This is a genomic window from Gordonia sp. N1V (assembly GCF_029269935.1).
GTDB classification, from domain to species: Bacteria; Actinomycetota; Actinomycetes; order Mycobacteriales; family Mycobacteriaceae; genus Gordonia; species Gordonia polyisoprenivorans.
In genome coordinates, this window is the sequence record NZ_JARJDD010000003.1 from 113324 (window position 1) to 132760 (window position 19437).

At 65.6% G+C, this 19437-nt stretch carries 20 protein-coding genes; 4 read left to right on the top strand and 16 right to left on the bottom strand.

Features of this window, described 5'->3' with window-relative positions; translation table 11 throughout:
- Positions 1–54: 54 nt before the first annotated feature.
- The 3 genes from P3L18_RS05180 to P3L18_RS05190 are packed head-to-tail and all read right to left on the bottom strand — an operon-like array spanning position 55 to position 2968.
- Positions 55–684, bottom strand: coding sequence for an LUD domain-containing protein (locus P3L18_RS05180; RefSeq protein WP_276113495.1), 630 nt, complete (start codon positions 682–684; stop codon positions 55–57).
- Positions 681–2231, bottom strand: a complete 1551-nt coding sequence (locus P3L18_RS05185; RefSeq protein WP_271354367.1) for a LutB/LldF family L-lactate oxidation iron-sulfur protein — start codon at positions 2229–2231, stop codon at positions 681–683. The genes P3L18_RS05180 and P3L18_RS05185 overlap by 4 nt, the downstream gene beginning before the upstream one ends.
- Entirely contained in the window at positions 2228–2968 is a 741-nt protein-coding gene (locus tag P3L18_RS05190; RefSeq protein ID WP_276113496.1) for a (Fe-S)-binding protein, read from the bottom strand. Before P3L18_RS05190 ends, P3L18_RS05185 begins: the two co-directional genes overlap by 4 nt.
- 204 nt (positions 2969–3172) lie before the next feature.
- Between P3L18_RS05190 and P3L18_RS05195 the strand changes: the two genes are divergently transcribed.
- The 3 genes from P3L18_RS05195 to P3L18_RS05205 all read left to right on the top strand — a co-directional run bounded on the left by P3L18_RS05195 (position 3173) and on the right by P3L18_RS05205 (position 6734).
- Positions 3173–3943 carry a FadR/GntR family transcriptional regulator gene (locus tag P3L18_RS05195; RefSeq protein WP_006371619.1) on the top strand — a complete coding sequence of 257 codons (771 nt, stop codon included), beginning with the start codon at positions 3173–3175 and terminating at the stop codon, positions 3941–3943.
- An 83-nt stretch (positions 3944–4026) separates the two neighbouring features.
- Positions 4027–4665, top strand: coding sequence for a TetR/AcrR family transcriptional regulator (locus P3L18_RS05200; RefSeq protein WP_276113497.1), 639 nt, complete (start codon positions 4027–4029; stop codon positions 4663–4665).
- Complete coding sequence (locus P3L18_RS05205) at positions 4662–6734, top strand: neutral/alkaline non-lysosomal ceramidase N-terminal domain-containing protein (protein WP_276113499.1); 2073 nt, start codon at positions 4662–4664, stop codon at positions 6732–6734. The genes P3L18_RS05200 and P3L18_RS05205 overlap by 4 nt, the downstream gene beginning before the upstream one ends.
- 7 nt (positions 6735–6741) lie before the next feature.
- On the opposite strand, the gene P3L18_RS05210 is transcribed toward P3L18_RS05205, so the two are convergent.
- On the bottom strand, positions 6742–8343 hold the full coding sequence (locus P3L18_RS05210) for an MFS transporter (RefSeq protein WP_079929953.1): 1602 nt from the start codon (positions 8341–8343) through the stop codon (positions 6742–6744).
- Between the two features lie 230 nt (positions 8344–8573).
- Here P3L18_RS05210 and P3L18_RS05215 point away from each other — a divergent pair, with 230 nt between their 5' ends.
- Complete coding sequence (locus tag P3L18_RS05215) at positions 8574–9281, top strand: type 1 glutamine amidotransferase domain-containing protein (RefSeq protein ID WP_079929960.1); 708 nt, start codon at positions 8574–8576, stop codon at positions 9279–9281.
- On the opposite strand, the gene P3L18_RS05220 is transcribed toward P3L18_RS05215, so the two are convergent.
- The 12 genes from P3L18_RS05220 to P3L18_RS05275 form a co-directional block, all read right to left on the bottom strand.
- The gene (locus P3L18_RS05220) at positions 9214–10125 is read right to left on the bottom strand and encodes an AraC family transcriptional regulator (RefSeq protein ID WP_253193975.1); all 912 of its coding nucleotides are present in this window, start codon (positions 10123–10125) and stop codon (positions 9214–9216) included. The two genes, P3L18_RS05215 and P3L18_RS05220, sit on opposite strands and share 68 nt — an antisense overlap.
- Before the next feature lie 56 nt (positions 10126–10181).
- Positions 10182–10727 carry a hypothetical protein gene (locus P3L18_RS05225; RefSeq protein ID WP_276113500.1) on the bottom strand — a complete coding sequence of 182 codons (546 nt, stop codon included), beginning with the start codon at positions 10725–10727 and terminating at the stop codon, positions 10182–10184.
- Between the two features lie 16 nt (positions 10728–10743).
- A complete protein-coding gene (locus P3L18_RS05230; protein WP_276113501.1) occupies positions 10744–11457 on the bottom strand; it encodes a hypothetical protein in 714 nt (237 codons plus the stop codon).
- On the bottom strand, positions 11457–12167 hold the full coding sequence (locus P3L18_RS05235) for a hypothetical protein (protein ID WP_276113502.1): 711 nt from the start codon (positions 12165–12167) through the stop codon (positions 11457–11459). Before P3L18_RS05235 ends, P3L18_RS05230 begins: the two co-directional genes overlap by 1 nt.
- 62 nt (positions 12168–12229) lie before the next feature.
- Positions 12230–12763 carry a hypothetical protein gene (locus P3L18_RS05240; protein WP_276113503.1) on the bottom strand — a complete coding sequence of 178 codons (534 nt, stop codon included), beginning with the start codon at positions 12761–12763 and terminating at the stop codon, positions 12230–12232.
- 7 nt (positions 12764–12770) lie between these two features.
- Positions 12771–13355: a hypothetical protein gene (locus tag P3L18_RS05245; RefSeq protein ID WP_079929942.1), complete on the bottom strand. Its 585-nt coding sequence runs from the start codon at positions 13353–13355 to the stop codon at positions 12771–12773.
- On the bottom strand, positions 13352–13807 hold the full coding sequence (locus tag P3L18_RS05250) for a hypothetical protein (protein WP_079929941.1): 456 nt from the start codon (positions 13805–13807) through the stop codon (positions 13352–13354). The genes P3L18_RS05245 and P3L18_RS05250 overlap by 4 nt, the downstream gene beginning before the upstream one ends.
- A 126-nt stretch (positions 13808–13933) precedes the next feature.
- Positions 13934–14347 (bottom strand): hypothetical protein, encoded by a 414-nt coding sequence (locus tag P3L18_RS05255; protein WP_079929940.1) that lies wholly within the window; start codon positions 14345–14347, stop codon positions 13934–13936.
- A gap of 217 nt (positions 14348–14564) precedes the next feature.
- Complete coding sequence (locus tag P3L18_RS05260; protein ID WP_172398825.1) at positions 14565–15533, bottom strand: helix-turn-helix domain-containing protein; 969 nt, start codon at positions 15531–15533, stop codon at positions 14565–14567.
- Positions 15534–15623: 90 nt separating this feature from the next.
- Complete coding sequence (locus P3L18_RS05265) at positions 15624–17018, bottom strand: FAD-dependent oxidoreductase (protein ID WP_276113504.1); 1395 nt, start codon at positions 17016–17018, stop codon at positions 15624–15626.
- Positions 17015–18058 carry a glutathione synthase gene (gene gshB, locus P3L18_RS05270; protein WP_276113505.1) on the bottom strand — a complete coding sequence of 348 codons (1044 nt, stop codon included), beginning with the start codon at positions 18056–18058 and terminating at the stop codon, positions 17015–17017. Before gshB ends, P3L18_RS05265 begins: the two co-directional genes overlap by 4 nt.
- Positions 18055–19437 carry an aldehyde dehydrogenase family protein gene (locus P3L18_RS05275; RefSeq protein ID WP_276113506.1) on the bottom strand — a complete coding sequence of 461 codons (1383 nt, stop codon included), beginning with the start codon at positions 19435–19437 and terminating at the stop codon, positions 18055–18057. Before P3L18_RS05275 ends, gshB begins: the two co-directional genes overlap by 4 nt.

A 19437-nucleotide genomic window follows, 5' to 3' on the forward strand; every position in this document is an offset into this window, starting at 1 on the left:
GACGATCTGTCAGTTGATCGCTGCCCACGGCGGGACAATCCGCCCACCCCGCTCTCAGCCCACGATCACCACGTGCAAGGTGCGCGGACCGTGCACGCCTTCAACACGGTCGAGTTCGATGTCGCTGGTGGCGCTGGGCCCGCTGATCCAGGTTTGCGGGCGTGCGGCAGCACCGTCGGCGATCAGCCGAGCGACGGCCTCGGGGACGTCGCTGACGATCTGTGCGGCGTCGACGATGCAGAGGTGGACGTCGGGCACCAGCGACAACGCACGCCGACCCTGCCCGGCGCCGTGGTCCAACACGATGGTGCCGGTGTTGGCGATCCCGACGGCGGCCGTGGTCACCACCGCACCGACCCGGTCGAGCTGCGTCGGGGAGAGTGTCTCGTCATCGATCCAGTTCTCCTCGACGCCCAGTAGCGAGCGCAACGCCGGGTCGGCGAGCACCGGCCCGTCGACGTCGGCCAGCGCCGCAGAGATCCGTTGTGCCAGGTCGTGTTCTCTGACGCGTTCGACGACGGCACGGTAGTCGGCCACGCGCTCGGCGAATCGTTCGACGGTGTCGAGATCACCGGTCGGCACCGCTTGTCCGTAGTCCCAGTCGATGTCGCTTTCACGTGTGGCGTCGTCGACGTCGGAGATCGCGGCTCGCACACGGGTCAGGACCTCCTCGCGGGCGCTCATCGGTCCTCCTCCCCGGCCGCACGGTTCCCGCGTTCGCGTTTCCACCAGTCGCGAAACGATTCCGCGGGCGGCACCGGGACGTCACGGGCCGAGCTCCACGCCGACAACGGCCACGGCAGGGCACCGATCGTCGTGCGCTTGCCGAAGAACCGGTGACTGGTGGTGGCCGCCTTCTGCGCTGCCTCGAGGCGGCGGTGGTCGGCGAACATCCACGCACCGGCCTTCATCGCGGCGGCCTCACCGCTCGGCAGACCACCGCGCTTCTCATCGACGACTCGGGTTCGTAAGTGCACCAATATGTCCGGGATGTTGATACGCACGGGACACACATCGAAGCATGCCCCGCACAAACTGGAGGCGAACGGCAGCGACTTGTCGACCGCCGACGATGTACCCCGTAGCTGCGGGGTGAGGATCGCGCCGATCGGCCCGGGATAGACCGAACCGTAGGCGTGTCCGCCGGCGCGCTCGTACACCGGACACACATTCAGACACGCCGAACATCGGATGCAGCGCAACGCATCTCGGCCGACCTCGTCGGCGAGCACGTCGGTGCGATGGTTGTCCAGCAAGACGATATGCACGTTCTGGGGTCCGTCGCCGGGGGTGACGCCGGTCCAGATCGAGGTGTACGGGTTCTCGCGCTCCCCGGTACTCGACCGCGGTAGCACCTGCAGGAAGACCTCGAGGTCGGACCAGGTGGGCAGGATCTTCTCGATCCCGACCACCGAGATCAGCGTTTCCGGCAGGGTCAGGCACATGCGGCCGTTGCCCTCGGATTCGACGACGACGAGACTGCCGGTGTCGGCGACCGCGAAGTTCGCGCCGCTGATGCCGACCTTGGCGCGTAAGAACTTCTCGCGCAGGTGAAGTCGTGCGGCCTCGGCGAGCCGCTTGGGATCGTCGGTGAGATCGTCGGGTGCCGGGCGGCCGACCTCTTTCATCCGTCGCCGGAAGATCTCGCGGACCTCGCTGCGATTGCGGTGGATGGCCGGCACGAGGATGTGACTGGGCCAGTCGTCGCCGAGTTGGACGATGAGTTCGGCGAGATCGGTCTCCCAGGCGTCGATGCCCGCCTCCTGCAGGGCTTCGTTGAGTTCGATCTCCTGGGTGGCCATCGATTTGACCTTGACCACCTCGTCGGCTCCGGTCTGACGAACCAGGTCGACGACGATCCGGTTGGCCTCCTGCGCATCCCGGGCCCAGTGCACCACGGCCCCGGCGGCACTCGCCTTCTCCTCGAACTCGATCAGATAGCGGTCGAGGTTGCGCAGGGTACGGTTCTTGATCTGTTCGGCGGCGACGCGCAACTGCTCCCAGTTGTCGAGTTCGCCGACCACCCCGGCCCGCTTCGTGCGGATGATCCCGGTGGCGTGGGCGAGGTTTCGACGTTGAGTGGTGTTGGCCAGCTCGGTCCTGGCGGCCTCGGGGAACTTCGGCATTCCGACGAAGGTCGAGGTGACCCCGACGTGCGGATGGCCGGAGCCCAACGCCAGTGACGGTGCCATCGTGGGCATCTCGTGCACCGGGTCGCGAGAGGTGGTCATGCCGACTCCTTCTCGGTGGAGGCGAGGATCTCGGCGAGGTGCATCATCCGCACCCCGGCGCGTTCCCGGTTGAGTAGTCCGCCGATGTGGGCGAGGCAGGAATTGTCTCCCGCCACCAGCACTTCGGCGTCGGTCTCCTTGACATGTGCGGACTTGTCGGAGCCCATCGCCACCGAGGTGTCGGCGTTCTTCATCGCGAAGGTGCCACCGAATCCGCAACATTGTTCGGCGGCAGGCAGTTCCACGAGGTCGATGCCCTTGACCGCCCGGAGCAGTTGCAGCGGTTTGTCGCCGACGCGCAGCATGCGCAGCGAATGACAGGTGGGGTGATAGGTGACCCGGTGCGGGAAGTACGCGCCGACGTCGGTGACACCGAGGACGTCGACGAGGAATTCGCTGAGTTCGTACACCTTCGGTGTGTAGGCAGCCACCGCGTCCTGCAACCCGTGATCGCCCGAGCGAGCCGCCAGCCCCGGATGCTGGTGGCGCACAGAGCCGATGCAGGAGGCCGAGGGGGCGACGACCGCGTCGTACCCACCGAAGACGTCGGCGAACTGTCGCACACCGGGGATCGCCTCGTCGGCATAGCCGGTGTTGGTGAACATCTGGCCGCAGCAGGTCTGCTCGACGGGGAACTCGACCTCGACGCCGAGTCGCTCGAGGAGCAGCACGGTCGCCCGGGGCGTACCGGGCCACATCGTGTCGTTGAAGCAGGTGGCGAACAGGGCGACCCTCATCACGGGTGCCCCGACCGAACGATCGATGGCCGGGCGAGCTGATCGGGGATGCGCATACGGACTCCGCGGGAGATGGCTGGGCTGTGAGCTGGAAAGACCTGTGGTCTGACCACACGATTCACGGTAAGGTGATCCCGTCGCGCCTGTCAACAGAGCGACCCGGATCGACGCGGGGCCACCGACTCCGCACGGAAGGTGGTTCCCATGACGATCGGCCGGTCATCTGCGACGGCGTCCGCGCCCAGCCCGAACTGGCAACCGGTGGCGCGTACCCGCACCTACGAGATGGTGATCGACGCGATCGAGGAGCAAATCCTCTCCGGAGCATTGGGTGTCGGCGATCCGCTACCACCCGAGCGCGATCTCGCCGCGCGCCTGCAGGTCAGCCGGCCCGCGGTCCGCGAGGCGTTGCGCGTCCTCGAGGCCCAGGGCGTGCTCCGATCGGCGGTCGGCAGCGGTTCCGGCGCCGGCACCTTCGTCGCCGCGATGCCCGCCGAGGCCCTGACCCACTTTCTGCGCCTGCACATCGCGCTGTCGAACTTCGCGTTCGCCGACGTCGTCGACGCGCGGGTGACCCTGGAGTCCTCGAGCGTCGAATTGGCAGCGCGGGCACACGATCCCGCACGCCTTGCACCGGTCCACGAGGCGATGGCCGCGATGGAGGCCGCCGTCGACGATCGAGCCGCCTTCAACGACGCCGATATCGCCTTTCACACCGCCATCGCCGAGGCCGGCGGCAATCGGCTCGTCACCGCGATGACGGTCGCCATTCGCAATGCCCAGCGTCGCGCGATCCTCGCTGCCTTCACCGACGTCGAGGACTGGTCCGCACTCCGCGCGGCATTGATGACCGAGCATCGCGAGATCCTCGACGCCATCAGCGCAGGCGACGCCGGTCGCGCGTCCCGACTCGCCGCCCGCCACATCCGCAACGCCTATGACAGTCTGCCCACCCTGCACGACCACACGATCTGACGAATTCCTGCAATCCGCGCGACAGATCACCCCCCGTGATGCATAGTTGACCGAACGATCAACTGATCCGGGGGGGATTCTCGATGCGCCGAATGACGTTCGACGAGCGACGTGCGGAGCTGATCGACGCCGCAATCCGGGTCATCGCGCGCGACGGACTCGCCGCGGCGACCACCCGGGCGATCGTCGGCGAGGCCGGCATGCCGCAGGGCGCACTGTTCTACATCTTCTCCTCACGCGAGGCACTGATCAGCGCCGTGATCGAGGAGATCACCAGCGCCGAACGGCTCGGCGCGCTGCTCAGCGTGGAACTCACCGACCCCGGTACCGGACTCACCGAGGTGCTGACCGCGGCGATGGACGCCTATCTGCGCCTCCTGGAGAGCGATCCGAGGCGAGAGATCGCCTTGCTGGAGGTCGCCACTCACGCGATGCGCCACGATCCGGAAGCCGGGCGTCGCCAGTGGGAGGTCTATCGGTCGGCGGTTGCCGACGCCCTGCGCTTCATCGCCGACACGATGTCACTGCGGTGGACGATGCCGACCGACGAACTCGCCCACATCGTCACCTCGTCGCTCGACGGGTTGACGCTGTCGTGGCTGACCGATCATGACAGCGACGCCGCGCGGCGCCATATCGCCTTGTTGGCCACCACTTTTGCCGCAATGGCGGCACCCGCCGACGATGCGGGCAGGACCGGTTCGGAGGGGCGACAACGATGACGGACACCGCGAGAGCAGCCGGGGTCAGCCGGCGAGGGTTACTGGCCGGAGCGGCGGTCGGGGCCACAGCACTCGGCTTGGCCGGTGTCGCCGGTACCCCCGGTCCAGCACAGGCGGCACCATCGGGCGGCTATCTCGTCGGCGCCGGACGCGGTGACATCACCGGAGCCATTGCCGGACAAGGCATGATGGGCTACTCCGATCTCTCGCAGGTGGCCACCGGCCTCCTGCAACGCGTGTGGGCGCGTGCCTACATCATCGCCGACGCCGCCACCGGTACCCGGATCGTCTTCGTCAACGCCGATCTCGCGTGCATCTTCGAATCCCACCGCATCGGTGTGATGAAGGCGCTGGCACAACGCTTCGGCAACGCCTACACCAACGAGAACGTCAACATCAACGCCACGCACAATCACAACTCGTGCGGCGGTACCGCCTGGGATTATGCGTATGTCCTTGCCGCACTCGGGCATCGGGAGAACTCGTATCGCGCCGAGGTCGACGGAATCGTCGAGGCCATCGTCGCCGCGCACAACAGTCTCGCTCCGGGAACTCTCGAGCTCGGCCACAGCGAGCTGCACGACGCAAGTGCCAACCGGTCCGTGCAGGCGTTCGTCCGCAATCCGACAGCCGACCAGAAGCACTTCCCCGAACACATCGACCCGCAGGTCACCGCGTTGCGACTGCGCCAGGGCGGCACCGTGATCGGCGAGATCACCTGGTTCGCCACGCACGGCACCTCGCTCACCGACGCCAACACCCTGATCTCCAGTGACAACAAGGGCTACGCCTCCTATCTGGCCGAGAGCGCGAATCCCGGCGTGGTGGCGGCATTCCCGCAGACCAACGCCGGCGACATGACACCGAACCTGTGGCTGCGCAAGATGCACCCCGGCGGACCCACCGCCGACCACCGCACCAACCGGGTGATGATCGGCGACCGCCAATATCGCGCCGCGCAACGTGCTTTCGCCGCAGCACGGCCGTTGACCGGCGCCATCAGCTACGCTTATCGCTTCCTCGATCTCTCCGACATCCGGATCGACGGCCACTACACCCCGGACGGAAAACCCACGCGCACCACCCCGGCGATCATGGGTGCGGCCGCCGCGGCCACCAGCACCGAGGACAACACGCGGAGCCAGCTGAGTTTTCTCCAGGAGGGTGTGACGCTGCCGTTCGCGCAGGCCCTCGGCGTCGACACCAGCGCGACGCCGCCGGACTGGGCGGTCGCGATCCAGGCACCGAAGTTCGACCTGTTCCCACTCGGCTACCTTCCCCCGCGACCCTGGATACAGCAGGTGCTGCCGATCCAGCTGATCCGGATCGGTGACCTCGTCCTGGCTTGCGGGCCTGCCGAATTCACCATCGTCGCCGGGTTGCGCATCCGGCGGATCGTTGCCGACGCACTGCGCGTGCCACTGGAGAACGTGCTGATGCAGGGTTACGCCAACGGCTACAGCCAGTACGTGACGACGCCGGAGGAGTTCCTGTCGCAACAGTACGAGGGCGGCGAGACACTGTTCGGGCGCTACACGTTGTGCGCCTACATGCAGGAGTTCGACCGGTTGGCCCGCACGATGGCCGCGGGAAGGCGCGGCGATCTCGGACCGACACCCGCCGACACCAGCGGGCTGCAGCCGAATCTCCTCGCGCCGGTCCCCGCCGACAGTCCGGTCCGCGACACCACCTTCGGCGCGGTCGTCGCCACGCCCAAAGCCACCTACGTTGCCGGACAATCGGTCTCGGTGGCGTTCTCCGGAGCACATCCGAGCAATCGTGTGCGACGTGTGCCCCCCGACGGGTCCCGGCCCACCGACGGCTACTACGTGATCGAGCGTTTCGACGGGGGACGCTGGATCACCGCGGAGGACGACACCGGGGCGGCAAGCGAACTCGACTGGAAGCGCCCCGACGGTCAGGATTCGGCATCGATCGTGACCATCACGTGGCGAATCCCGCAGGGCGCAGCCGGTCGTCATCGCATCCGGTATTTCGGTGACGTCAAGTCGTCGACCGGTCGCCTGCGCCCGATCGTCGGTGTCAGCCCGTCGTTCGAGGTGACCTGAGCACCGCTCAGGTGTCGTCGGAGGCCGATACTCCGCGTTCGGTGGCGTAGCGGCGCATCGCTTCTCGTTCCTTTGCCGCCTTCGGATAGCACACGGCCACCAGCAGGGCGCCGCATCCGACGATGACGATGGCCGCCGCGTTCGCCCGGGCGTCACCGTGCACGAAGGCATCGCGCGCGGCGGTGATGATCTCGTGCGAATACTGCGGATAGCGTTGTGCCAGATCCGCGGCGCTGGCAAATGATTTGGTGAGCACCGCCTGGGTCTCGCTGCTGACGTGGTCGGCGTCGGGTGAGGCGGAGATCGCCGCCGTCAACGTCTTGGCGTACCCGGCGGTGAGGATCGCCCCGAGCACCGACTGCATGATCGCGCCACCGAGATCGCGCTGCAGATCCGAGGTGCTCGATGCCATTCCGGCGCGTGAGACCGGCACCGAGCCGGTCAACGAATGCGACGCCGGGGTTCCGGCGAATCCGACGCCCGCGCCGATCAGGATGTAGGTACCGATCACCGACCAGATGGGCGCGGTGTCGTGCCACATGATCAGCGCCAGTGCCAGGCCGAGAATGATGAACAGGTACCCGATGAGCAGGGTGTAGCGAGATCCGATGGACTCCACGAGTTTCGCCGACTGCGGTGCGACCACCACCATCGCCGCGGCGGCGGGCAGGGCCATCGCACCCGAGGCGAGAGTGGAGTAGCCGAGCACGTTCTGCAGATACTGCTGACCGACGAACATCGCGCCCATCAGGGTGCCGAAGATGACGATGCCGCCGACCGCCGCCACCCAGAACGTCGGCCGAGATGCGATCCGGAAGTCGTAGAGCGGCACCCTGATCCGAAGTTGGCGCCACACGAACACGACGATCGAGACCATCGCGATCGCCGCGAGCACCCACACCGCGGTCCGCATGTTGCTCAGCGGGGCGAAGTTGATCGCCAGCACGGTGGCACCCACCAGCACGATCGACAGGACGCCGCCGAGGTTGTCGACGGCGACGGCGGTGTCGCCGCGGTCGGGAGGCACCAGGAACCACGCGCCGGCCAGCGCGAGCACGGCGAGCGGTAGCGTCACCAAAAAGACCGATTGCCAGGCGAATTGCTCCAGCAACGCCCCCGACACGACGGGTCCGGTCGCCGAGATCGCCGCGCCGATCGCCGACCACGCCGCGATCGCGCCGGTGCGGCGGGCACCGGTCCACAGGGCCGTGATGATCGCCAGGGTCGTCGGATAAGCCAGACCGGCCGAGATCCCGCCGAGGACGCGTGCGGCGAACAAGACGTTCGGGCCCACCGCGAAACCGGCGATCAGCGACGCCGGCAACGTCAACAACATGCCGGCGATGAGCAACCGTCGTCGGCCGAAACGATCGCCCAGCACACCGAAGTACAGCACCGAGGCCGCCAGTCCCAGCGAGTAGCCGACGGCGATCAAATTCAGCTGCGTCGAACTGGCGTCGAGGGCCTTGCCGATATCGGGGAGTGCGACATTGGCCACGGACAGATTGATGTTGGCGACACCGGCCACCAGGATCAGCGCCCCGAGTACCAGGGCCGCCCGTGGTGGACTCGTCCCCTGATCACTGTCCACCGCGCCGATCGTGGTCACGGGTCGAGCCTACGGCCGGGTGCCGCCGGATTCACGGCATTCCCCTGATCCGCCGCCCGATCGCGGCTCGGGCGAGTCACCGTCACCGTCACCGTCACCGTCACCGTCACCGATGAACGGAATCCTGCATGATGATGCCCCACTCCTGCCAAGAATCCACTCGGCCATTGATCGGGGCCGACGCGAGCGGTTGATTAAGTAGTGGCCCAGCCCAAGTGAAAGGAACGGACTTGCCTTCTGTCTTGATCGCGGTAACCGGTGTCGACTATTGGACCCTCGCCGACGGCACTACACATCCGTGCGGTTACTGGCCAGAGGAACTGGCGACTCCGCACCGCGTCTTCGGCGACGCCGACATCCAGATCACCATCGCGACACCCGGTGGAGTCGCGCCCACCGACGACAAGGCCGGATACACGCCGGAAATGAACGGCGGCAGTGTCGAGGCAGGCCAGCGCATCCGCGACTACATCGACTCCATCTCCGACGAACTCACCGGTGCGTCGGTGCTCGAGTCCGTCGACCCCACGGATTTCGACGTCCTGTTCATTCCGGGCGGCCACGGCCCCATGGAGGATCTCGCGTCCGCGGAGTGGTTCGGCAAGCTCGTCGGAGCGTTCTACGCTGACGACCGGCCCGTCGCCGCGGTGTGCCACGGCCCCGCCGCCCTGCTCCCCGCACGCCGGGAAGACGGCACGTGGCTTTTCGCCGGTCGCAGATTGACGGGGTTCACCAATGTCGAGGAGCAGCAGGTGGGTTACGCCGACAAGGCCACGTGGCTATTGGAGGACCGACTCAAGAGTGAAGGCGGGCTGTTCGAATCGTCCGCATCGGCGTGGCAGGAACATGTGGTTTCCGACGGCGGGCTGTTCACCGGGCAGAATCCCGCGTCATCGGGTCCGCTCGCCGAACTGCTGGTTCGCACGATCCGAAGTTGAGGCCCGACCCGGTCTTTCGAAAATCGCCGGGCGACACTCCGTACCGGCGTTTGAACTCGGCCGCGAAGTGCGACACCGAGGTATATCCGACCGCACGCGCGGCGTCGGATACTGCGCCATCGTTCTGGGACAACAGGATTCGTGCCTGATCCAGACGCATGTCCTTGACGAATCGATAGGGACTGACCCCCGTCTGCGCACGGAACGTGTGGGCGAACCCGGACGGGCTCATCGATACCTGCGCGGCGAGTTGACTCACCGATATCACGGAGGTGAGGTGCGCGCGTGCGTAGGCGATCACCGGAGCCATCAGCGCCACGTCCGACGTGGACCCGAGCACACGTGCAGACTGCGGCTGTTGCAGTAGTCGATACACGATCTCGCGCTGGTACAGGGGACCGAGCACACGCCGGTCGCCGTCATCGGTGAGTGCTTTGACGAACCGCGAGACAGCCGCAGCCAGATGTGCCGTCATCGAAGACCCCCACACTCCCGAGACGGGCAGCACCACCGCTGCCCCGGGCGTGGCCGATGACTCCGATCCCATATCCGCGCTCACGTCGCTCACCAGTGCCGAGCCGAGCCGGAGAACGAATCCCAAAAGCACCCCTTCAGTCGATGTATCATCGACTGTCGCAGTATATTCAGCTCCGGCTCGGACCACGACGTAGTGCGAGGGGTCGGCGCCGAAGCCTTGTCCGGCGACGTCGATGGTGACGCGACCGCGAACGACACAGCAGAGCGAGGGTGAGCTCACCACACCGCGCCACGCGTGGGGAGTGCTGCAACGATACACGCGAAGACCCGGCCATACCGGCGTGCCCGAGTCGTCGGGCGATTGCATCTCGAGATGCTCGACGACGTCGGCCACGGTACCGGTGGGCCGGGTTCCGCGTGTACTCACTTGGAAAACTTGGGAAGCAGCAAGGCGATGCGCAACTTGGAATCGATGATGGTGCTCAGTTCCTGTGTGCGATCGAGTAGCGTCCCGAGGTTCTGCACCCGGGTGTTGGCACCAACCAGCGTCGTGTTGATCTCGCCGACCTGACCGGTGGCCCCGGATGCCGACGAGGTCGCCTCCCCGGCCGACCCGATGATGCTCACCAGCGACGGATCAGCTTTCTCCAGTGCGGTTCCGAGTGATTGGAGGTCGGTGGCCAGCGTGGCCAGGGTGCCGTTGGCCTGGTTGAGAGAGTCGATCACGCCGAACACTTGCGGCAGTCCCTGATTGATCGCGTCGTCGGCCGGCGGGAGTTGCGCCGAGCCGTCGTTGGCCCTATCAGTCGTGTGGTCCACCTTGTTCGCCTGCACCACACCATCTTTGAAGATGTCGTTGGAGATACTGAGGTCTCGCGTCACGATGAGGATGCCGATGAGGGTCGCAAGCGTGAGCGCAATGGCGATTGCCCAGCTCACGGACAATCGTCTTCCTGACGTCGTGATCATGATCTCTCCTTACTACTCAACGGCCCGGCGTGGCGGGCGCCGTTGACGGATGTGGCGGGGTCGAGGGCGTCGATGACTCGTTGCGCAGGGTCGGTTGCCCCGGATCTTGAGGTGCGGGCGTCTGCGGGCCGTTGACTGCCGGACCCAGGAGCGCCAGCAACGGGCCCAGCTCGCGAACGTGCGCGGCCTCTTCCTCGATGTAGGACAAGGTCTGCGCGATCGAATGCGCGCGCGGGCCGAGCGTTGCCAGACTCGACCCGACAGTCTGGAGTCCGCCGTTGACTGCTGCCAACTGATTGGTCACCGCCTGGATGGCGCCGGCGAGCGTCAACACGGTCGGTGCGGCGGTATCAGAACGGACGGTGATGGTCTGGATCTTCTCCGGCAGCCCGCCCGCGATTCCGATGACGCCTGACGTCGATTCGTTGACGGTGCCGGCCAGGCCGGTCAACCGGCCCGCGGCATCGGTCAGTTTGGCCAGATCCGTGGCGACCGTCTCGAGGACCTGAATCGATTGGGACAGCTCTTGGTGCTTGGGGTCCAGGCGTGCGGTGATGACGTCGAACTGGTAGGCCGAATAGATGATCTGGTTGCTCAGATCAGACGGTCGGCCCAACGGGTCCTTCAGATCGGTGCCCGTCGGGATGAACCGGTTCACCACACACAGCACGAGAATCGGCACCAGGGCGATCACGCCCAGTGTCACGAGCCACACTCGGGTGGACACCATCAGTTACCTCCTGCGGGTTGCGGCGGGATCAGTCCGTTCTGAGCGGGAATCGGAGCGAGTTTCTTTGTGGTTCTGGATAGTTCGTTGTTGAGTTCCTCCACCAGATCGATGGCGACACCCAGCTGATCGTTGACACCACTCACCGTGGAATTGGCGCTGGTCGCGATCGTCCGGAGAGATCCTGCCGACTCCTTGAGCGAGGCTGCGATCTGCTGCAGCGACACCGCGATCTGCTGATCGCCCTGTCCTGCGGCCAACAGCCGCTGCATGTTGGGCACGAGGTCGGCGAGATTGCCGACGTCGACCGCTGCCGACTTGTTGAGGTCGGTCAGCACGCCTTGCAACTGTTCGAGTTGGTGCCGTGCGGTGGCCGGTGCCGAGAGATCGGCACGTTGATCGAAATAGTCGTTGGCGGTGTGGAAGTTGCCGACGACCTGGCGCGCACTGTGCTGGACCGCCAGACCCTTGTGGATGGTCACCAGGACGAGGGCGAACAGGACGACCGCGACGATGGCAGCCACCCGACCGATCCATTCGGTGGCGACCGCGAATCCGCTCGATCCGCGGATCTCGCCGGAATCGATATCGGGACGCATACGTAGCGTCTCGCCATCGCGATACGGCATGTCCTCGGTACGGACGTCGGTCCGGTGAAGATCGGCAAGAGTACCCAGGTGATAATTCCACGGGTGCTCGGCACTTGATGACATTGTCGTTCTTTCAGCTCGTGAGAATAGTGATGGCGGGAACGCGACGACTGGGGATCACCGCATCAGCCGGGCAGCGGGAGCATCTGGTTTATCGTTCTGGCCGAGGCGACCGCGCTACGCAGGTCGGCGACCAACCCCTTTGCAGTCGTGAGCAATTGATCTCCCTGATCACCGAACGCCCCTGCCGAGGCCACCAGTGGGGTGACGGTTTTTTGGACCTTGACCATCAGGCCCTGGATCGTCGTCAACTGCTCGTTGGTCAATTCCGCACCGCCGGTGCTGGAGTCCAACAACCCTGCCGCCTCCCCGATCGCGCTGTTGAGATCGGTTAGCAGAGGTCCGAGCTTCCGGGTGGCGTCGAGCGCTGTCTGCGCGGTGTGGGTCAGATCGGTGAGCTGCGCGAGTTCCTTGGTCACCTTGTCGTTGACCTCGTCGATCCGGCCGGATGCCCCGACCGTGGTGAGATTGGCGCGCTGCTGGTTGTCGAGCCGACCGTTGAGGGTGAACACCACAAAACTCAGCAGCAGCAAGACCGCAAGCAGGACCACCGCCCACACCATTCGCGCCGGACCGCCGGCCCGTCCGAAGAATGTCATCGCGTCCTCACCTTCCCGAGAGATCGCCCGCGCCGTTGGCTGCAGACAGTCTGGCCTGATGTACCTTTGCCGCCGTCGATGCTGCGTCGTCGAGAATCCCCTGCAGGGTTGCGCGGTCTGCCGCGACGGCCGCCGTCGCGCCGTCGACCGGCGGCTGCAGCGCCTTGATCCGCGAGGTCAAGGTGTTCAACGAACCGACGAGGTCGCCGACATTGGCATTCGCCGTCGAGAGAATCGGCACCATATCCGTACGTATTTGTCCCACAAGTGTTTTGAGCTGGTCGGCGACAGCCGCATCGGTCTTGAGTACCGATGCCAGTGATGCATCGAGGCTGTCGAGGGCATTGAATGCGGTCAGGGTGACCTCTTCGTGACCGACGATCCGATCGAGCGCCGGGTTGTACTTCGATGCCGACCCCACCGCGGCATCGAGTCGATACGGCGTCGCCACCAGGTTGTAGATCCGCGGCGTGAGATAGAAGATCACGACCACGAGGAGGATCAGCAACCCGATCGCCCGGAGCCAGAAGGTCCGCGACGATCTCGGTGAATTGTCCTCATCGACAGCATGTCTCGCGGCCGAAGCGGTCATGAGTCGACCACCGACAAGAGTGCGATCGTCCGCAGGGAGGCCACGGTATGCGACAGCAGTCCCTTCACCACCAATTTGTGCGCCAGGATCTGGCCGAGAACTCCCATGCCGCGTTTGGTGAAGAAGCCGACCGGCACCAGCCCGCCGGCCTTCATCTGCAACTGGGACACATCGAGGATCTGGTCGACGGTCGCCATGACGGTGACGCTCGGCTTTCCGACGACATCGTTGTAGACAACGGCTTCCTCGGTACCGAAAACGATGGTGCACGCCGTCTCGGTGTCGGTGCTGTAGATGGTGACCGGCCGCGACATCTTCTTGGCGGTCTTGACCCGCGCCGGGAAGTTCGCCAGATTCTGGCCCAACAGGGTGGAGACGACGTTTGCCACACCGTTGGCGTCGTCACCGTCGTAGAGCGAGGTGCTGTATACGGTGGTCTCTGCGGTACTCATGGGTTCTTCCTCTTGATCTTGGTGAACGTTGTTATCCCACAACAGGAGCCGGCCAGATCTTCGAGCACGATCTGTCACCGGCTCCTGCCCGTGCCGCGATGGCCTTGGATGGGAGTGGTCAGGTCGTCAGATGTCCCAGTCGGTCGGGACCTGTCCCCACGACAGGAGGAAGGCGTTGAAGGCGCCCGCATTCTCGATGGCTGCCGACATCGGCCCCTTGGCGAACTTGATCTTGCCGGCCAGCAACAGTTTGCCGCCGTCGCTCTCCCCTGCGGCGACCCGCTGCCAGGTGTCGAGGTTTGCGACGATCCGCAGCCAGAGATCGTCCTCGGGGAACTGAGGCGGGGTCCACACGGTCACCTTCGCCTCTTCCCACTCCAGGTGGCTTGCCAGATCGTCGCGGCCGATCGTGCCGAACTCCATCCGATTGGTGAACGAACCCGGATCCTTGAAACCCTTGTACACCTCGGGGTTGGAATTGACCGCCTCCTGTGCAGCAGCACACCACTCGGCGGAAAAGAACTTCAGTTTGTCGGACATGCGATGCAACCCCTTACCAGAGATGATGTGGCGCCACAGAAAACCTCCGCGCCACACTGTGATTGAAAAAGCAAACTAGCTCTGCGTGTGACCACCCTCACTGCCACAGGCTGCGCTCAGCCTAATCTGGATTTCTCTCACTCGTCAATTACTGATTCCTGCAGTAATTTTCCGACATCCGTGACATCGACCGATGAACCGCCACCGACCACGTGATTCATCCCGCGTGGACGCGGGAGAGCTCGCCCGGGGTCACCCGGAATCGCCGCTTGAATTCGCTGATGAAATGGGAGGCGTTGGCGTAACCCACGGTCCGCGCGATGTCGCTTACCGACGCCGCCGGGTCGCTGAGGAGCATCGTGTGCGCGGCCTCGAGCCGCACACGCTTGAGATACTGGTATGGTGTTGTGCCGGTGCTGGCCCGGAACGAATGTGCAAAAGCCGAAGGGCTCAACGAGACCTCGCGCGCAAGATCGGTGACGGTGATGTTGGCGGTGAGGTTCTCCCGCATGTACCGGACCGCTTGATGGACGGGGTCTGCCTGTCCGGCGTCTCGTAGCGCCGAGGTGAACACCGGTCGCACCTCCGGGACCCGAAACAGAAGGTGAGCGATCTCTTCGTAGTAGAGCGGTGCCAACGTCCGGCGGGATCGCTCGTCACCGAGCGCCTGTACGAAACGCCCCAGAGCACAACGTAATTCGGGACCATAGGGAAAGGCGGCCACCCCGTCGGGCTGATCGGCCTGCAAAGTCGGGGCATCGAGTCCGTCGACGATGTCATACGCCGCCCGGCGACAGCATTCCTGCGTGAGTTCCACCGACAAGGTGAGATGATTGCGAAACTCATTACCGCCCAATGCCATCAAGCCGCTCTGGACGCCAGTCGCGATGGCGAATCCCCAGCCTGGTCCGGGAACGAAGGCTCGACGCGGGGTGGTGGTGTGGAGGTGGCCGCGAATCGCGAAACAGAACACCGGCCCGCTCTGGCTCCCGGCGACCGTGATCTCGGGTCCGGTGAACCGAAGCAGCTGCACACCGGGCCACGCCAGGCGCAGTTCCCCGACGGACCTCAGCCCGCCGGAGGAATCAACCAGGAGCGTTTCCAGCAGATCCGACAGTCGCGACTCACCGGCCGGCCTTCCCGCGCACCACGACGCGGACGGATCTGTGCCTCGGGTATCCGTCATGGCTCTCATCCATCTTCAGGTCACCGCCACGGTGGACCCTCGTTCTGACCACGGCCACCCGCGCCGGACACCCCGGCGCGGGTGGCCGGTCTAGAGTCGGTCGGCGAGCCGGCGCGCCGACAGCTGGATCGCCTCCCATACGGTCGCAAACGGTGGCGCGTACGACAGATCCATCTCCGCGAGATGGTCGACGCTCATCTCTCCCCACAGAGCAGCAGCAGCCGTGTCGATCCGCTTGCCCGCGCCACGACCACCGACGATCTGCACGCCCAGCAAACTGCGTGAGCCCCGATCGGCGATGACATTCGTCATGATCGGGGCACGCTCGGCCATGTACCCACTGGCCGTGCCACCCTCGGTGACCAACCCTTCGGGGTCGTACCCCACTTCGACGGCCTGCCCCATACTCAATCCGGTCCGCGCGATCTCGACGTGGGTGTCACCGACACTGAACCGGGTGATGGCGGTGCCCAGCGCACCATTGAACTTTCGGCTTTCACCCATCACATTGAAACCGCAGATGCGCCCCTGCTTGTTCGCGTGGGTTCCCAACGGCAGGAACGCATTCTTACCCCGCATCCGGTCGTACACCTCGCAACAATCCCCGGCCGCCCAGACGTTCTCGGCGAGCCGCTGATGCTCGTCGGTGAGATATCCACCGTGTTCGCCGACGGCGAGTCCGGCATCGGCGCCGAGCGCAGATGCCGGCGTCACTCCGAGCCCGAGCATGATGAGATCGACATCGATCTCCTCCCCGCCACTCATCCGGACGCGTTTGGTCCCGTCGTCGGCGACCGTGATGCCGTCGACCACGGTGTCGGTGAGCACCTGGACCCCGGCCTGGCCGAGGGCGGACTCGATGCGTTCGCTCATCACCGGGTCCATCGAACTCATCACTCGCGACCGGGTGACCAGGGTGCACTCGTAACCCCGCTCACGCAAAGCCTCGGCCATCTCGAGTCCGATGTAGCCGCCTCCAACGACCAGGCCACGTCGCAGGTGCGGGCGAGGACTAACCTCGAGCACCTCGAGCCAATAGCGCGCGTCCTCCAGAGTCTTGACGGCCTTGATGCCCCGGTACATCCGCCCATCCGCATCGCGCGCCCACGCCGGAATCAGCGGCTCGGCGCCGGTCGCCAACACCAACTTGTCGAACTCGAAAGGTTCCCTTGCTCCGGTACCGGTTTCGGCGACGACCACCCGCCCCTGCATGTCCAGTTCCACCGCGGTGGCACCCAGCCGCAGATCGACTCCCATCGCCCGATGCTTCTCCGGGGTCCTCGCGCTCAGCTCGTCCGGCGAATCGACGAGACCACTTACCAAATAAGGGATTCCGCACGCCGAGTAGGAGGTATCCTGCGTCCGCTCGAGGACCACCACCTCGACGGCCCGACCGAGGGTGCGGGCCGTGCGCAATGCCTGGTGTGCCGCACTCATGCCGGCTGCGTCGGCGCCGACGACCAGAATCCGTTCCGCCACCGTCATCGCTGCCCCATCCGAGTCGCCACGATCGCATCCGCCCAGTCGATGACGCGTGTACCCAGCGCGGTACCACACAATGCGTCGATCTCGCGGATACCCGTCGGGCTCGTCACGTTGACCTCAGTCAGCATGCCACCGATGATGTCGATCCCGGCGAAATGAATCCCGTTCGCCGACAACAAAGGTGCCAGTTCGGCACAGATCTCGCAGTCTCTCGCGGTCACCGCGTCGGCGGCAACGGATGCGCCCGCGGCCATATTGCACCGGAATTCGCCATGCGAGGCCAGTCGTCGGATCACCCCGACGGGTTCACCGTCGAGCACGATCACCCGGCGATCACCGTCGCTGACCTGAGGGAGATATTTCTGTATCACCACCTGTCCCTGACCCGACCGGGTGGCCGAATCCAGGATCGAACCCAGATTGGGATCACCGGGCCGCAGCATCATGATGCCACGACCACCCATACCGTCGGTCGGTTTGAGTACCGCAGCTCCCCACTGACGAACCGTCGCCGCGATCAACTCGCGGTCCGCGGTCACGATCGTCGGCGGCCCCAGATGCGGCAGACGGAGGGCGAAGAGCTTCTCGTTGGCCTCCCGCAGTGATCGTGGTGAGTTAACCATCAATGTCCGGTGCGGATCGACGAAGTCGAGAATGTATGTGGCCCTGAGGTAGTCGGCGTCCACCGGGGGATCGGTACGCATGAACACCGCGGCGGCCTCGTCGAGCACCAGGTCCTCGGGCGGCGCGATCGTGTACCAATCGGGTTTGGTGATCCAGTGGCCATCGGCCAGGACCGCAGGGCTCAGCGTCACCTCCGACACCCGCGCGACCGCACGTCCGTCGCGGATGGAAAGACCACCGATCTCGGTGACCAGCACCCGATGGTGCGCCAACTGCGCGGCCTCCATGAGCGCGACCGACGTATCATGGTGCGGCTGTAGATCTTTGAGCGGGTCGATGATGAACACGTAGGGTCGGCCCGCACGCGCGGCCCGGCCACCGCACTCGGCGGCGAGCATCGAGGGGGCGCGCGTCATCGCTTCACGCCCGTCGTGGCGCCCTGTACGCCGACTCCCTCGTACCATCCGCGCGGCACCAGTCCGGCGCGAGCCGCCCCCAACGGGCTCTGTCCGCGGACGATGGTGCCGAAGGCAGCGGTGTTGTGCCCGACGTCGTCGCCCCAGATCGATCCGTAGCCGTCGCGGTGACGCGCATGGGTGAACAGCCGATCGAGGTCGGAATGCGTGGCCCAGGTGCTGATGGTCAGCACCGGTCCGCTCGGCTCACCCACGGCGTCGAGCAACGGGATCGCCCGGGCTGCCGTCCCCAGTTCGATGACCGTCGGGCTGACCAGCCACCCCATGCGGTGTGCGATGTCGTCACGCACGGCTCCGCCGCAGCGGACGCGCCCACCGGCAGCAGCGAGGCGATGGACGCGAGACATCGAGCGGCGCCGCTGGAGTTCCACCGGAAGCGGTGCCGGGCGCACGATTCGGACCTGTTCGGTCACCGCCTCGATGACCCGCTCGGCGAGATCCTGGTGCACCGCGATGGCGTGCAGCCCGAACAGCGCGCCGGCACTGTTCACGCGGACGGCGGCGGCGGTCTCGGCCGCGAGGTTAACGATGTCATCGTCGCTTGCGCCCGGAAAGACCATGGCGGCGTTGCCGCCACCGCGCAGCGTCGTGAGCGGGACATGGGTGAACGGATAGGCGCGAGAGGCGCGCGCGAGCGTGTTCTCGTTGCCGTGCACACACAGCCGTCCCAGGTCGGGGCTGCTGATCAGTGCGGCGCCGACATCGACCCCGGTGCCCTGGACGATGTTGATCACCCCGGGCGGGAAGCCGACCTCACCGGCGATCAAAGCTATCGCGTCCGGGGTCAGAGCACCACGCAGAGAGGGCTTCACGACGACGGTGTGGCCGTCGACGAGTGCCGAGAACACCGACAAGAGCATCTCGGAGATCGGCAGGCCCCAGGAGAGTATGTGTCCGGACACCACCGGGGGTTGGTCGGCGGGAGTACCCAGAACGCGCTCGGCGAGACGGCCACGCGCAAGCTTGAGGGTGGCGTCGAGCAGCGCCGTCGAATCCGACCACGACAGACCGGATTCGGTGCACTGCAGGCGGGCCAGATCCGAACTCAGCTCGGTGCAGCGTTGCAGGAGCCGGGCCAGCGAGCGGCCGCGCGTCTGCGACTCCCGCCACGGGCCGTGCAGTGCATCGCTTGCCGCAGAGATCGCCCGGGTGACATCGATCCGCGACGACAACGGCACCTCGGTGGTGATCGTGCTGTCCAACGGGTTGCGGATCTCGAATTCGTATGGCGCAGCCGGGAACTTCCATTCACCGCCGATGAAGTTGCGACCATAGTTGTCGTCTGTGGGCAGTGCGTTGGGAAGAGTGTCGACGATCAT

What these genes read in the sequence shown, in the direction of transcription:
- P3L18_RS05180 (WP_276113495.1), bottom strand. Translation starts at nt 684, where the DNA reads ATGAGCGCCCGCGAGGAGGTCCTGACCCGTGTGCGAGCCGCGATCTCC.
- P3L18_RS05185 (WP_271354367.1), bottom strand. Translation starts at nt 2,231, where the DNA reads ATGACCACCTCTCGCGACCCGGTGCACGAGATGCCCACGATGGCACCG.
- P3L18_RS05190 (WP_276113496.1), bottom strand. Translation starts at nt 2,968, where the DNA reads ATGAGGGTCGCCCTGTTCGCCACCTGCTTCAACGACACGATGTGGCCC.
- P3L18_RS05195 (WP_006371619.1), top strand. Translation starts at nt 3,173, where the DNA reads ATGACGATCGGCCGGTCATCTGCGACGGCGTCCGCGCCCAGCCCGAAC.
- P3L18_RS05200 (WP_276113497.1), top strand. Translation starts at nt 4,027, where the DNA reads ATGCGCCGAATGACGTTCGACGAGCGACGTGCGGAGCTGATCGACGCC.
- P3L18_RS05205 (WP_276113499.1), top strand. Translation starts at nt 4,662, where the DNA reads ATGACGGACACCGCGAGAGCAGCCGGGGTCAGCCGGCGAGGGTTACTG.
- P3L18_RS05220 (WP_253193975.1), bottom strand. Translation starts at nt 10,125, where the DNA reads ATGCAATCGCCCGACGACTCGGGCACGCCGGTATGGCCGGGTCTTCGC.
- P3L18_RS05225 (WP_276113500.1), bottom strand. Translation starts at nt 10,727, where the DNA reads ATGATCACGACGTCAGGAAGACGATTGTCCGTGAGCTGGGCAATCGCC.
- P3L18_RS05230 (WP_276113501.1), bottom strand. Translation starts at nt 11,457, where the DNA reads ATGGTGTCCACCCGAGTGTGGCTCGTGACACTGGGCGTGATCGCCCTG.
- P3L18_RS05235 (WP_276113502.1), bottom strand. Translation starts at nt 12,167, where the DNA reads ATGTCATCAAGTGCCGAGCACCCGTGGAATTATCACCTGGGTACTCTT.
- P3L18_RS05240 (WP_276113503.1), bottom strand. Translation starts at nt 12,763, where the DNA reads ATGACATTCTTCGGACGGGCCGGCGGTCCGGCGCGAATGGTGTGGGCG.
- P3L18_RS05245 (WP_079929942.1), bottom strand. Translation starts at nt 13,355, where the DNA reads ATGACCGCTTCGGCCGCGAGACATGCTGTCGATGAGGACAATTCACCG.
- P3L18_RS05250 (WP_079929941.1), bottom strand. Translation starts at nt 13,807, where the DNA reads ATGAGTACCGCAGAGACCACCGTATACAGCACCTCGCTCTACGACGGT.
- P3L18_RS05255 (WP_079929940.1), bottom strand. Translation starts at nt 14,347, where the DNA reads ATGTCCGACAAACTGAAGTTCTTTTCCGCCGAGTGGTGTGCTGCTGCA.
- P3L18_RS05260 (WP_172398825.1), bottom strand. Translation starts at nt 15,533, where the DNA reads ATGACGGATACCCGAGGCACAGATCCGTCCGCGTCGTGGTGCGCGGGA.
- P3L18_RS05265 (WP_276113504.1), bottom strand. Translation starts at nt 17,018, where the DNA reads ATGACGGTGGCGGAACGGATTCTGGTCGTCGGCGCCGACGCAGCCGGC.
- gshB (WP_276113505.1), bottom strand. Translation starts at nt 18,058, where the DNA reads ATGACGCGCGCCCCCTCGATGCTCGCCGCCGAGTGCGGTGGCCGGGCC.
- P3L18_RS05275 (WP_276113506.1), bottom strand. Translation starts at nt 19,437, where the DNA reads ATGATCGTCGACACTCTTCCCAACGCACTGCCCACAGACGACAACTAT.